The sequence below is a fragment of the Patulibacter minatonensis DSM 18081 genome (assembly GCF_000519325.1).
GTDB lineage: Bacteria > Actinomycetota > Thermoleophilia > Solirubrobacterales > Solirubrobacteraceae > Patulibacter > Patulibacter minatonensis.
This window is the reverse complement of record NZ_KI912613.1, coordinates 3,726,455-3,739,758: the sequence shown is the minus strand read 5'-3', so window position 1 is coordinate 3,739,758 and position 13,304 is coordinate 3,726,455. Positions and strand designations below refer to the sequence as shown.

Sequence of the window (13,304 nt, the reverse complement as noted above, 5' to 3'; positions counted from 1 at the left end):
GGGTCTCGGCGTGCGACAGCGCGGCCTCCGGCGAGGTGTCCCAGCGACGCGGCGGCGCGGCCCAGTGGTGCGGCCAGCGGTCGTGGTCGGCGGGGAGGAAGCGCTCGGGATCGACGGCCGTGAAGCCCTCGCCCAGCTCGCGCGCGGCGAGCGTCGCGAACGGGACGGTGCGGTGCTCGACGACCCCGCGGGTCCGCGCCCGGTTGGTGAGGATCCGGTAGATCCAGGTCCGCAGCGAGGAGCGGCCCTCGAAGCGGTCGATCCCGCGCAGGACGCCGAGCCACGTCTCCTGCACGACCTCCTCGGCGACGGCCTGGGTCGAGACGAAGGTGCGGGCCACGCGGAGCAGCCCGGGGGAGTGCAGGGACACGAGGCGGTCGAACGCCCGCTCGTCGCCGCTGCGGAGCTGGTCGAGGAGGCGGCGCTCGGAGCCGTCGGGCTCGCCGCCGTCCCGCGCAGGGCGCAGGGCGCTCACGACCGGCCCGCGTGCCGGCGGGCGGCCGTGATCTGCGCGAGCGCCCCGTCCATGGCGATCCGGACCTGGCGCGCGTCGCGGCGGACCTGGGTGAGGAGGAGCCCGCCCTGGACCGCCGCGAGGACCTGGGTCGCGACCGTCGCGACCTCCGTCCCGGCACGGAGGTCCCCGCGGTCCGCCATCGCCTGCAGCCCGACGCGGAAGCCCGTCTCCCAGCGGTCGAAGCCGTCGGCGAGCGCCAGGCGGGACCCCTCGTGGTGCTCGGCCAGCTGCCCCGCCAGCGATCCGATGGGGCAGCCGCCCCGCGCGCCCCGCTGCTCCTGGAGCGCGACGAGCGCGTCCAGGTACCGCTCCGCACCGTCGAGGGTGTCGAAGCCCCCGAGCACGTCGGCCTGGACGTCCATCACCGTCCCGCAGGTGGTCTCGGCCACCGCCTGCTGCAGGTCGTCCCGACCGTCGAAGTAGTGGTAGAGCTGGCTCTTGGACGCCGGGGCCTGCGCGCACACGTCGTCGAGCGACATGCCGGCGACCCCGCGCTCGGCGACCAGACCGGCCGCCGCGAGCACGATCCGCTCCCGTGTCGCGCGGCCCCTGGCGGTCGTCGGTTCGGACGGCATGGCCGCATCGTATCGCGATTCTGGACGATCCCGTCCAGTTCGTGGTAGCGTCGCCCCGCAGGCCGATTGGACGATCTCGTCCACTCGATGAGCGGCGGTCGATGTCCCGACGAGGCGCGCTTCGTCACCGGCTCGATCGTCGCCGTCGACGGTCGCCGCCCGTCCGTCCCCTCATCTCCACCACGCACCCCGAACGAGAGACCACCCGATGACCACCTCCACCACCCTCGCCGACCGCATCCGGACGACGCTGTCGGACATCGAGCTCCCCGAGCAGATCGCTGCGCGCTTCGGCGCCGAGCAGGACGCCCTCGACGCGGCGGGCCTCCCCGCCGACGTCCTCGGCGCCGGCGACGCGATGCCGGACGGCGAGCTCCTCGACGTCCACGGGAAGCCGACGACGCTCGCGGCGACCCGCGAGGGCGCCCCCGCCGTCGTCGTCCTCTACCGCGGAGCGTGGTGCCCGTACTGCAACGTGGCGCTGCGCGCCTACGAGCAGGACCTCACCGGCCCGCTGGCCGAGCGGGGCGTGCGGCTCGTCGCCGTCAGCCCGCAGACGCCCGACGGGTCGCTCAGCATCAGCGAGAAGGCGGAGCTGACCTACGACGTGCTCTCCGACCCCGGCAACCGCATCGCGAGCGCGCTGGGCGTCCTGTTCACGTCCTCCGACGACGTGCGGGCCGCGCAGGGCGAGCTCGGCCTCGACGTGACGGCCGTGAACGCCGACGGGACCGCCGGCCTGCCGATGCCGACGGTGGTGCTCGTCGACCGCGACGGCACGATCGCGTGGATCGACGTCCAGCCGAACTACGCGCGACGGACGGAGCCGGCGGCGATCCTCGAAGCGGTGTCGCGCCTCGCGTGAGCCCGGGCGCGGCCCCGCGGACGGTCGTGTCCCGGCAGCTCCGGCGCCGCACCGGGATGCGGGAGCGGGCCGGCGCCGGAGCCCCGCGCCCGGCCCGCTCGCGCGGACCGGGCGTCCCGTCACCGGGTCACTTCGTCAGCGCCTCGTAGAACGCCGTCCCGTTCGGGCTGCCCCGTCCGGTCGAGTCGTCGTACCCGGGGATCGAGCTGAGCGTGCCGGTGTCGCCGATCGCCCGCAGGCTCACCGCGAGGCCGTCGGTGGCGTCCGCCGCGTTGACGAAGTCCGTCCGCACGACCCCGCGGGTGGCGCGGGAGCCGTCCGCCTGGTCGTGGAACGCCGACGCGGGCGCCGCGTAGAGCGCGGGGTTCGCGAAGCCGGTCCGCGGCAGGCCCTTCGCCGCGCGGCCCTGGTCGACGACCGCCATGATCCCGGCGGTCACCGGCGAGGCGAGGCTCGTGCCGCCGATCCGGTACTCCGAGTACGCGACGCTGCCGTCCGGCGACGTCTGCGTCTGGCCCATGAGGAACCCGGTGTTCGGATCGCCGATCGCGGAGACGTCCGGCACCACGCGGTGCGCCGACGTCGCCCCGGGGTACTTCGTCGCCAGCGCCGGCGGGACGACCGGTGCCTGGTACGCCGGCTGCGCCGCGAACGCGCTCGTGCCGCCGCCCCCGCCCGAGGTGTAGCCGGACGGGTCGCCCGGGGCGGGCTCCCAGCCGGTGCCCGCCGCGTTCAGGTTCGACTTGTCGGTCCCCCACGGGGTCTCGAACAGCCACTGCCCGTCGGCCCCGATGCCGACCGACGTGCCGCCGACCGCGGTGACCGACGGGCTGCCGGACGGGAAGTCCGCCTGCCGCACCCCGGTGTTCACGACCTCGTCGCCGTTGTCGCCCGACGAGAAGTACAGCCCGACACCGGTCGCGGTGGCCTCCTGCGCGATCGTCTCGAACGCGGCACGGGACGCCTCGGACGTGTCGCCCTCGGTCTCGCCGTAGGAGTTGGAGACGATCTGCGCCTTGCCCGACTCGATGACGTCGCTGAGCGTGTCGTCGAGCGACGCGTCGTACGGGTCGCGCGCACCGGCGTAGACGACCTTCGCGCCGGGCGCCATCGCGTGGACGGCCTCGACGTCGAGCGTCTGCTCGCCGTACCAGCCCTGCGGGTCGTCGCCGCCGTCGCCGGGGGTCTCCGGGATCTGGGTGATCCAGTACGGCGTCAGCGACTGGTCGAGCTGGCCCTTCGCGAACGCCGGGACGCTCTGGTTCGCGGACCAGGTGTTCGCGTCCTTCTCGATCGTCGGCGAGGCGTACGCGTCGATGATCGCGACGGAGCTGCCGCCGCCGTCCTGGCCGGTCTGCAGGCCGTAGGCGGAGCGCAGCTGCTTCGAGGTGTAGCCGCACGGGACGACGGGCACCGGTCCGCCGAAGGCGTCCGGCGTCCCGGTCGAGAGCTTCTCGCCCCAGTACGTGGAGCACGGCCCGGCGTTCCGGAAGACCGGCGCCGGCGTCGCCCCGGGCTTCGTGAACGCCCCGGACTGGTCGAGCCCCTGCACGGCCGCGACGGCCGGGGCGATGTCCGCCGGCAGCGTCGGGGTCCCGGCGGCGGCACGGAGGACCTTCCCCTTCACCCGGTAGGCGTTCAGCGCGGTGCCGAACGCCCGCTCGACCTCCGGCGCGGTGCCGTGGGCGGTCAGGCGCGACCCGTTGCGCGAGACCCCGTCGACGGTCAGGCCGCGCGCCCGGAGCGCGGCGGCGACCTTCTGGACGGTGGCCGCGGTCGGCGCGAAGCGATCCCGGAACGCCGACGGCGTCAGGTACTTCCCGTAGGACGACGACGCGGGGTCCGAGACGTCGCGGTTCAGCGCCGCCAGGCCGTCCGGGTCGCGCCACGCGAGCGTCAGGCGCACCGGCACGGTCTGCGACCGGTCGACGCGGCCGAGCGCGGCACCGCTGCTCGCCCAGTCCGGCCGGGCCGCACGCAGGGACCGCCGCGCACCGGACGGCGTCCCGGACGGGACGGCGCGGGCGGCGGCCGGCGACGACGACGGCTCGACCGCGGTGCGGTCCGCGGCGCGCTGGACGCCGGCGATGTGGTCGACGCGCCGGACGGCGGTGGACGCGGCTCCGGCGGACGGCACGAGGAGCGCGGGCACGACGACCGCACCGGTGGCGAGGACGGCGGCCCGGGCGGTCCGCCCGGACCGGCGTCGGGCCGCGCCGTCGCCGGAGATCGGTCGGGACGCCGCGGCGGCGTCGCGGGAGGTGGTGGACGCGGCGCGGGGGCCGCGCTGATCGGGGGACGGCATCACTTGGACTCCTTCAGCACGCGGGTGTAGCGGGCGCGGACGGCGTCCGGCAGGTCCGAGACGGGCTTCTCCGTGTCGGCCTTCGCCTTCACGCAGTTGACGTAGACCTGGAAGACCTGGTCCTCGTCGGTGAGATTGTCGACCGCGGCGACGTAGCCGCTCGGCTGCGTCGGGTCCGGGTTGACCACCGGGATGAGCCCGGTGATCGCGATCGCGCCGACGCGGCTGTCGCTCGGGAGCACGCCGCCGCCGACGGGGTAGCTCCCGGCGTCGCACTTCGCGCCCGCGGTCACGTTCGTGGCGCCGCCGGCCTTCACCGGGTACGGGTCCGCGGCCTGCGCGGCGGACAGCGCGGGAGCGCCGACGTGCGAGGACACGCGGTACTCGACGACCGTCGGCGTGGCGACGCCCGGCGTGCCCGGGTCGCCCTTGACGCCGGGATCGCCCTTCGGACCGGGGATGCCCTGGTCGCCCTTCGGGCCCGGGGCGCCGTCGGCACCGGCGTCGCCCTTCGGGCCGGCCGGTCCCGCGGCACCTGCGGGACCTGGGGCACCCGGCGCGCCTGCGGCGCCCGCGGGGCCGGTCGCGCCCGTGCGGCCGGCGGGACCGGTGGCACCGGTCCTCCCGGTGCGCACGGTGCCGGCGGCCAGGTCGGCCGCCGTCAGCGAGTGGTTCTGGACGTTGCGACCGGTGATCGTCGAGGGCGCGATCTGCCGGCCGGTGATGAGGCCCGACGCCGCGGTGGCGGTGCCACCGAGGGCGACGACGAGCGCGAGGACGGCCACCAGCATGGCTGGTGAGGGCCGTCCGGGACGGAACTTCATGGGGGACCTCCTGGGGGGATCGGCGACGGCCCCCGCCACGGATGCATGGCACAACCGTCGCCCGAGCGCTCACCCTACGCCGGGTGGTGGAGCGCCGACACGCCAATCGCGTGCCGCGACGGCGCGTCGTCCCGCGGAGATCTCGGACGGCCGGACGACCGGTCCGGCGCGGTCCGGCGGAGGCCGCCGGACCGGGCCGGTGGTCAGGCGGGCGCGTCCACCGGGAACGGCGGGTGCCCGGTGCGGACGAAGACCGCCTGGCCGACGTCCAGGTCCAGACGGGCGGCCTCGCCGCGCGTCGTCTGCGCGGAGAGCTGGTTCCCGTCCCGGTCCTCCAGCTCGACGCGCACCTCGAAGCCGAGGTGCACGACCCGCACGACGGTCACCGGGACGGCGTCCTCGATCTGCTCGAGCGAGAGGACGAGGTCGTGGGGACGCACGAGCTTCCCCTCCAGCGTCGCGGTCGGCCCGAGGAACGTCATGACGAACTCGTTGGCCGGCGTCTCGTAGACCTCGCGCGGGGTGCCCCACTGCTCGATCGCGCCCGCGTTGAGCACGGCGATGTGGTCGGCGACGTCGAGCGCCTCCTCCTGGTCGTGCGTCACCAGGACGGTGGTCACGCCGGTCTCGGCCTGCAGGCGGCGCAGCCAGGCGCGGAGGTCCTCACGGACCTTGGCGTCCAGGGCACCGAACGGCTCGTCGAGCAGCAGCACCTTCGGCTGGACCGCCAGCGCACGCGCGAGCGCCATGCGCTGCCGCTGTCCGCCCGAGAGCTGCGACGGGTACCGCTCCTGGTAGCCGGCGAGGCCGACGATCTCGAGGAGCTCGTCGACGCGCTCCCGTATCTCGCTCTTCGGCTGCTTCCGGATCGACGGACCGAAGCCGACGTTGTCCCGGACGTTCATGTGCTTGAACGCCGCGTAGTGCTGGAAGACGAACCCGATCTCCCGCCGCTGCGGCGGGATGAAGGTGACGTCCTCGCCACCGATCACGACGGTCCCCTCGTCCGGGACCTCGAGCCCCGCGATCGCCCGCAGCAGCGTCGACTTCCCGGAGCCCGACGGCCCGAGCAGCGCGGTCAGCGAGCCGTTCGGGATCGTGATGTCGACGTCGCGCAGGGCGTGGTAGTCGCCGTAGTGCTTGTTCAGGCCCGTGACGACGATCGCGTGCGATCCGGCGTCCGCGATCAGGCTCGTGTCGCCCGTGATCTCCGTCGGGGCGGCGTCGCCGCCGGTGGGCTCCGTGGTGACGGGGTCGCTCATACGTTGGACTTCTTGCGATCGAGGACGGTCATGATGATCAACGCCACCACGGCGATGACCATGAGGAGGGTCGCTGCGGCGTACGCGCCCGCCTCGTCGAGGTTGTCGTAGCGACTCTTGACCAGCAGCGTCAGGGTCTGGGACTCGCCGGGCTTCGACTGCGACACGAGGCTGACGCCGCCGTACTCGCCCAGCGCCCGGGCGATCGTCAGGATCACGCCGTAGGCGAGGCCCCACCGGATCGCCGGCAGCGTGATCCGCCAGAAGGTCTGCCAGCGCGACGCGCCGAGCGTCGCCGCGGCCTCTTCCTGCTCCGTGCCGATCTCGCGCAGCACCGGCTCGACCTCGCGGACGACGAACGGCACCGTCACGAAGATCGTGGCGAGCACCATCCCGGGGACGGAGAAGATGACCTTGATCCCGTGCTCGGCCAGCCAGGTCCCGAACCAGCCGGCGTTGCCGTACACGAGGAGCAGCGAGACGCCGACCACGACCGGGGAGACCGCGAACGGCAGGTCGACGAGCACCTGGATGATGCTCTTCCCGCGGACCCGGCTGCGGACGAGGGCGATGGCGAGCAGCACCCCGAAGACCGTGTTCAGGACGACGGCGATCGTGACGATCTCGATCGTCAGCCAGAACGCGGAGACCGCGGCCGGCGTCGTGACGCTGTCGATCACGGCCGAGGCGCCGTGCTCGAACGTCCGGTACAGGATGATCCCGAGCGGGATGATCAGCAGGACGAACAGGTAGGCGAGCGCCAGCGTCCGCAGCGACAGCTGCGCCCTGCGGCTAACGCGCATGGTGGCGGCTCCCCCGGCTCGCGGCGATGCGGAGCGCGAGCAGGACGACGACGGCGATCAGGAGCAGCACGATCGAGTTCGCCGCGGCACCGACGTCGACGACGCCGTCCTGGTTGCTCTCGAGCCGGCCCTGGATGTACTGCGACGTCACCTGGGTCTTCTGCGGGATGTTGCCGTCGACGAGGACGACCGAGCCGTACTCGCCGATCGCCCGGGCGAACGCCAGGCCGATGCCCGACAGGAGCGCCGGTCCGATCGTGGGCAGGATGATCCGCCGGAAGATCGTGAGGTTCGAGGCGCCGAGCGTCGCGGCGGCCTGCTCGGCCTCGCGGTCGGCCTCCATCAGGACCGGCTGGACCGACCGGACGACGAACGGCAGGGTCACGAAGAGCAGCGCGATCACGATGATCGGACGGGTCGCGATCAGGTGCAGCCCGAGCGGGCTGTCGCTGCCGTAGAGCGTCAGCAGCACGATCGACGCGACGATCGTCGGGATCGCGAACGGCAGGTCGATCAGGGCGTTGACGAGCCGCTTGCCGGGGAACTCGTCGCGGACGAGCACCCAGGCGATCAGGGTGCCGGTCACCGCGCTGACGAGCGCGACGATGGCGGAGGCGACGAGCGTCAGGCCCAGCGCCGAGCGCGCCGCCGGCGTCGTGACGGCGTCCCAGAACGCGCCGAAGCCGCCGTCGAGCGACTTCGCGGCGACCGCCGCGATCGGCAGCAGGACGATGATGCTGAGCCAGAGGGACCCGACGCCCAGACCGAGCATCCCCTCGGGAAGGCGGCGGCGCGCGCCGGAGCGGGCACCGCCCGCTCCGGGTCCTGCTGCACCGGTACCGGCGTCGGGCGAGGGCCCGTCCGCCGGAACCGGCTCACTTCGAGGTCGAGACACCCGCGTCCTGCTCGATCTTCGCGATCGAGCCCTTGTCCGGGTCGAAGAACTCGTCGTTCACCTTCGACCAGCCACCGAGGTCGTCGATGGTGAAGAGGCCCGAGGGGTCCGGGAACGTCTTGGCGTTCGCCTTCAGCACCGCGTCGTCGACCGGACGGTAGCCGTGCTTGGCGAAGATCTCCTGGCCGGGCTTCGAGAGCAGGTAGTCGACGAACGCCTTCGCCTGCGCGGGGTGCTTGCTCTTCGCCGTCACCGCGATCGGGTTCTGGATCAGGATCGTGTCGTCGGGCGTGACGTAGTCGACCTTCGCGCCCTTCTGCTGCAGCGTGATCGCCTCGTTCTCGTACGAGATCAGGACGTCCGCGTCGCCCGAGGTGAACGCCGACGAGGCGTCGCGGCCGGACGCGGGCTGCTGCTTGACGTTCTTCGTCAGGAGCGTCTTGACGTAGGCGAGACCGGCGGCGGGGTTCTTGCCCCCGTCGCTCTTGGCGCCGTAGCCGGCGAGCAGGTTCCACTTCGCCGAGCCCGAGGAGAACGGGTTCGGGGTGATGACCTTGACGCCCGGCTTGATCAGGTCGTCCCAGGTCTTGATGCCCTTCGGGTTGCCCTTGCGGACGACGAACGTGGCGACGGAGTTGGAGACGAAGCCCTTGTTCGGGCCGGCGTTCCAGTCGGAGCCGACGAACCCGCCCTTGACGAGCTTCGTCATGTCCGGCTCGAGGGAGAACGCGACGACGTCGGCGTCCGCCCCGTTGAGGACCGAGCGCGACTGGTCGCCCGAGGCGCCGTACGAGCCGACCACGCCGACGCCCGCCCCTGCGGTCGTCTTGCCGAACGCGGGACCCGCCTCGTCGTAGACCACCTGCGGCGTCGAGTAGGCGACGAGGGAGAGCTTCGTCTTCGCGTTGTCGGCGGAGGACGACCCGGTGTCGCTCGTGCTGTCGCTGGACCCTCCGCAACCGGCGAGGACCGCCGTCGCGAGGACGGCCGCAGCAGCTGGGAGTCGTGTCGAGGAACGCATGTTCACGCTTTCGTGAGGACCTGGCAGGGCGAAAAACCCTGATCGAGTTTCGGGATATTAGGGCACGGGCAGGCGGGTTGCGGCAAGCCTGATCAGGTATCGGTCACCCGTCGACCCCGTCCGCTCGGGAGGGTGGACGGGACGTGGTCCTCCCCCGGCTCGCAGCGCGAGGCGATCGCACCCGGTGGCCGGCGCACGGGCGGAGCGCGCTCGTCCGTGCCGTGCGGGTCCCTCAGCGCTCCCGCATGCGGTCCAGCCACCGCCCGACCGCGTCGCCGGCGGGCCCTGCGTCGTGCAGCAGCGGCCCCGCCGTGTCGGCGAACCGGCGCAGGGCCTCGGCCAGCCGGCGCTCCTCGGCGGTCAGCGCGCCGTCGAACGACGGGTCCAGCAGGTGCCCGAGCGGGTCGACCGACAGCATGCCGAGCAGGTCGAGGGCGATCTCCAGCCGGCGCGCGGCGGGCGCCGTGCCGGCGCGGCCCTCGCCGTCCGCCGCGCGGCGGGTGGAGACGACGTCGAGCTGGCCCTTCCAGAGCTCGGCCGTGACGGAGTGCCGGGACGGCGACAGGCTCGTCGCGTACGCCCCCTGACGCTCGGGGATCCCGGTGCCGTCCGCGAGCACCTGGCGAACGTCGTGGGCGATCCGGTGGAACGTCTCGTCGCTCAGCCCGAAGCCGACGAAGAGCATGTGCCGGGTCAGGAGCAGCGACTGGACGATGCCCGCCAGCGCATTGCGCTCCGCGCCGAAGCGGAGGTAGTCGTCGCGGGTCAGGACGACGCCGTGGAGCTTGCCCTGCCGGACGGTGCCGTGGAGCTTGACGATCCAGTGGTCGGCGCCGGTCTGGCCGTCGAACGGCAGCTGCGCGACGCGCCCCGCCCCCGCGTCGACCCACGCCCGCTCGAAGAGATCGTCCCAGTTCGTCGACGCGGCCTCGTGCACCGGCAGGGAGGCGAGCAGCTGGTGCTGCAGCGCCACGCGGGACGCGGCGGTCAGGCGCTCGAGCAGGATGCGCTCGAGCTCGCCCGCCCCCAGCCGGCTCTGGATCAGCGCCGCGCGGTCGCGGAGGTCGACGCGGTCCAGAGCCGCGCGGTCGGCCTCCATGCCGGCCTCGGAGATCAGCTCGTCGAGCAGCCCGACCCACGACGGGAGCCCCGCCCCCATGCTGACCCCGGCGCCGACGAACGGCACCAGCCGGCCGGCCCGGGCGTGGGCGGCCAGCGCCTCGACGCGCCCGTGCAGGTCGTCGCCCAGGACCGCGGCGAGCTCGGCGCCGACGCCGGCGGCCCGGCGGGCGCGCTGGGCGGCGGCGTAGTGCTCGTGGTCGAAGCAGACGAGGACGACGTCGGGACCGTCGCCCGCCGCGAGCGTCGCCCGCGCGGCGTCGATCTGACCGGCCAGGACGGCCCCGCGGACGTCGCGGCCGCCGCCGGCACCGACGCCGACGGTCGGCAGGCCGACGAGGGTGCGGGGCCGTGGCAGCTCGAGGGCGCCGGTCGGGAGCGCCCCGGCGGAGGCCACGAGCGCGGTGACGTGCCCGATCGCGGTCGACGCCGCCGCGGCGCACGCGCCGACGTCGCCGTGGGCGACCGCGGTGTCGCAGGCGACGACGCCGGGGAGCGTGCGGGTCGGGGCCCGGAGCACCGCCGCGCCCGTCGCCTCGAGGTCCCGTCGCGCCGCCTCGTCGAGACGTCCGCCGTACGCGTCGGCCTCGCCCCGTCCGAGCCGCTCGAGCTCGGGGACCCACGGCGCGGTGACGGTGCCCTCGCGGTCGGTCGGGAGCACCCAGGCGTCGCAGTGCAGGGCCGTGAGGTCGCCACGCGTGACGAAGAGGTGGCGGCCGGGCGACATCCCCCGTAGGGGTATCAGTCCGCGGGGTCCGGAGCGGTGTCCGGCTCGTCACCCGGATCCTGCTGCGCGGTCGGGGCGAACTCCGACGCCGTGTGCCCGGCGGGCGCGGCGGCGCCGGTGAGGTCGAGCGTCGGGCGCTCGGTCGGGTCGTCGCCGTCGACCGCGTCGCCCCCGCCCCGCGCGTCGCCGGCGATCATCAGGCGCTCGCGGAGGGTCGCGGTCTCCTCCGGCGTCGGGTCCCAGGCCGAGGGGTCCGGGAGGTCGGCGAGGCCGTCGAGCCCGAAGAGCTTCAGGAAGAGCCCGGTGGTGCGGTAGAGGACCGCGCCGAACTGGGAGCGCCCGGCCTCCTCGATCATGCCGCGCTCGGTGAGCGTGTTGCAGGCGGAGTCGGCCGCCACGCCGCGGATCCGCGTGATCTCCGGCCGGCTGACCGGCTGCAGGTAGGCGACGATCGCGAGGGTCTCGGCCTGGGCGGGGGTCAGCGGCGGGGTGCGCGGCGCGGCGAGCAGCCGGCGGGCCGCGGGCTCGGTCTCCGGCGCGGAGGACAGGAGGAACCCGCCCCCGATCTCGCGCAGCAGCAGACCCCGGCGGCCGGGGGCGAACACGCGGCGCAGCTCGTTCAGCGCGGCCGCGACCTCCTCCGGGCCCGTGTCGCAGGCGACGGCGAGGTCGTCCAGCCGCACGGGCTCCGACGAGAGGAAGAGGAGCGACTCGACCGTCGAGGCGAGGCCGGACTGCTCGGGCGGCAGCGGCGGCTCGACCTCGGCCTCGTCCAGGAGCTCCTCGACGACCGCCTCGACGGGCTCGGGCTCCGGCGGCAGCTCCTCGGCGGTGGACTCGACGTCGAAGTCGTCGGAGCGGTCGGGCCCGCTCACGCCGCGGCCTCGCGGGTCGCCGCCGACCAGCGTGCGGCGCCGGGCGCGACCCCGGCGACGTGGATCTCCGCGAACGGCTCGACCTGGGTCCAGTCGGCCTCGCCCTGCTTGTACATCTCGAGCAGCGCCCAGAGCGTCACGGCCACGGTGGTGCGGTCGGCGTCGCCCACGGCCTCGCTGAAGGTGAAGCTGCCGCGGCGCAGGAGCGAGCGCAGGTGCGCGAGGCGCTCGGGCAGGCTGACCCGCTGCAGCGTGACGTGGTGGAGGTCCACGCGCGCGGGCAGGCGCAGGAGCCCGCCGATGGCCTTGCCCAGGCGGTTCGGGCTGTGGACGGCGATCGCGTCCTGCTCGGTGAAGACGCGCAGGTGGCGCGGCAGGGGCGCGGAGCGGAACCGCTTGCCGTCCTCCTGCTGCAGGCGGCCTTCGAGGTGGTCGGCCGCGTGGCGGTACCGGCGGGCCTGGAGCATGCGCTCCATCAGCTCCTCCGCGGCCTCCTCGGGCTGGAGCTCGCCGAGCTCGTCCTCCTCCTCGCGCGGCAGCAGCAGCCGCGACTTGAGCTCGAGCAGCGAGGCGATCAGCACGAGGAACTCGGTGGCGACCTCGAGGTCGAGCTCGCCGCGGGACTCCAGGTGGTCGAGGTACGTGAGCACGACCTCGGCGAGGTCGACCTCGAGGAGGTCGACCTCCTCCTTGAGGATCAGCGTGAGCAGCAGGTCGAACGGCCCGCTGAAGACCTCCAGGTCGAGCTCGAGACCCGCGACGTAGGCGGTCGCGCGCATCGCAACGAGGGTAGCGAGCCACCCGGTCGGCGCCCCGGCGCTCGCCGGCCCCGTCTGGCGTTGCCTCCCCGGCAACATCTGGCGGCCGATCCCGCAACGGTCTACGGTGCACGTCGTGTCCCAGGCCCTGCAGCGCGGTCTCGCGATCCTCGAGGAGCTCGGGGACCGCTCCGTCGGGGTCCGGGAGCTCGCGCGCCGCCTCGGCATCGACAAGGGCGCGCTGTCGCGCACGCTCGCGCTCCTCGCCCGGGAGGGCTGGGTGGTCCGCGACGCCGGCGGCTACCGCCTCGGTCCGCGGACGCAGGCGCTCGGTGCCGCCGGCGACACCCGCGGCACGATCGCGCGGGCGGCCCGCATCGCGCACGTCGTCAGCGGTCTCACCGGCGGGACGACCTACGTGATGCAGCTCGCCGGTCCACGGCCCCTCCTGATCGCGACGACCCCGGGGCCCGAGGCGCCGTCGACCGACGGCTGGGACGCGCCCGAGGCGCTGTGGGCGACCGCCGGCGGGATCGCCCTGCTGGCCCAGCTCGCACCCGGCGGGGTGGCGCCGTTCGTGGCGCAGGACCCGTGGCCGCAGTACAGCGCCGCGAGCCCGGGGAGCGCCGACGCCGTGCGCGGTCTCGTCGCCGCGGTGCGGGACGGCGCGCCCGCCCGCGAGCGCGGCTGGACGCACCCCGCGGCGGCGTGCCTCGCCGTGCCGTGGCCGGCGCTCGAGCCCGGCGTGCCGTCCGCCC

General features: G+C 74.4%; 13 protein-coding genes. 2 read left to right on the top strand and 11 right to left on the bottom strand.

The window, feature by feature from the left end; genetic code table 11:
- Together PATMI_RS31185 and PATMI_RS0117410 are read right to left on the bottom strand one after the other, a co-directional pair.
- Positions 1-475, bottom strand: a 475-nt coding sequence (locus PATMI_RS31185; protein WP_084270036.1) for an RNA polymerase sigma factor, incomplete at its 3' end; no start/stop codon positions are given.
- Positions 472-1,092, bottom strand: a complete 621-nt coding sequence (locus PATMI_RS0117410) for a TetR/AcrR family transcriptional regulator (protein ID WP_026911795.1) — start codon at positions 1,090-1,092, stop codon at positions 472-474. The genes PATMI_RS31185 and PATMI_RS0117410, both read right to left, overlap by 4 nt.
- 208 nt (positions 1,093-1,300) lie before the next feature.
- Between PATMI_RS0117410 and PATMI_RS0117405 the strand changes: the two genes are divergently transcribed.
- Positions 1,301-1,957, top strand: a complete 657-nt coding sequence (locus PATMI_RS0117405; protein ID WP_026911794.1) for a peroxiredoxin-like family protein — start codon at positions 1,301-1,303, stop codon at positions 1,955-1,957.
- 127 nt (positions 1,958-2,084) lie between these two features.
- Here PATMI_RS0117405 and PATMI_RS31180 read toward each other — a convergent pair whose 3' ends face one another.
- The 9 genes from PATMI_RS31180 to PATMI_RS0117360 form a co-directional block, all read right to left on the bottom strand.
- Complete coding sequence (locus PATMI_RS31180; RefSeq protein WP_157260828.1) at positions 2,085-4,262, bottom strand: S53 family peptidase; 2,178 nt, start codon at positions 4,260-4,262, stop codon at positions 2,085-2,087.
- Complete coding sequence (locus PATMI_RS31175) at positions 4,262-5,086, bottom strand: collagen-like protein (RefSeq protein WP_084270035.1); 825 nt, start codon at positions 5,084-5,086, stop codon at positions 4,262-4,264. The genes PATMI_RS31180 and PATMI_RS31175 overlap by 1 nt, the downstream gene beginning before the upstream one ends.
- 203 nt (positions 5,087-5,289) lie before the next feature.
- Positions 5,290-6,348 carry a sulfate/molybdate ABC transporter ATP-binding protein gene (locus PATMI_RS0117390; protein ID WP_084270034.1) on the bottom strand — a complete coding sequence of 353 codons (1,059 nt, stop codon included), beginning with the start codon at positions 6,346-6,348 and terminating at the stop codon, positions 5,290-5,292.
- Positions 6,345-7,151 (bottom strand): sulfate ABC transporter permease subunit CysW, encoded by an 807-nt coding sequence (gene cysW / locus PATMI_RS0117385; RefSeq protein WP_026911792.1) that lies wholly within the window; start codon positions 7,149-7,151, stop codon positions 6,345-6,347. Before cysW ends, PATMI_RS0117390 begins: the two co-directional genes overlap by 4 nt.
- Positions 7,141-7,923 carry a sulfate ABC transporter permease subunit CysT gene (cysT, locus tag PATMI_RS0117380; protein WP_026911791.1) on the bottom strand — a complete coding sequence of 261 codons (783 nt, stop codon included), beginning with the start codon at positions 7,921-7,923 and terminating at the stop codon, positions 7,141-7,143. The genes cysW and cysT overlap by 11 nt, the downstream gene beginning before the upstream one ends.
- Positions 7,924-8,026: 103 nt before the next feature.
- Complete coding sequence (locus PATMI_RS0117375) at positions 8,027-9,067, bottom strand: sulfate ABC transporter substrate-binding protein (protein WP_026911790.1); 1,041 nt, start codon at positions 9,065-9,067, stop codon at positions 8,027-8,029.
- Between the two features lie 232 nt (positions 9,068-9,299).
- Positions 9,300-10,913, bottom strand: a complete 1,614-nt coding sequence (locus PATMI_RS31170) for an SIR2 family protein (protein WP_051471930.1) — start codon at positions 10,911-10,913, stop codon at positions 9,300-9,302.
- A gap of 14 nt (positions 10,914-10,927) precedes the next feature.
- Positions 10,928-11,788, bottom strand: coding sequence for an SMC-Scp complex subunit ScpB (scpB, locus tag PATMI_RS31165; protein WP_245604187.1), 861 nt, complete (start codon positions 11,786-11,788; stop codon positions 10,928-10,930).
- Entirely contained in the window at positions 11,785-12,567 is a 783-nt protein-coding gene (locus tag PATMI_RS0117360; RefSeq protein WP_026911789.1) for a segregation and condensation protein A, read from the bottom strand. Before PATMI_RS0117360 ends, scpB begins: the two co-directional genes overlap by 4 nt.
- A gap of 115 nt (positions 12,568-12,682) precedes the next feature.
- Between PATMI_RS0117360 and PATMI_RS31160 the strand changes: the two genes are divergently transcribed.
- Positions 12,683-13,304 (top strand): helix-turn-helix domain-containing protein (locus tag PATMI_RS31160; RefSeq protein WP_036726049.1); only part of this gene is annotated, 622 nt, incomplete at its 3' end.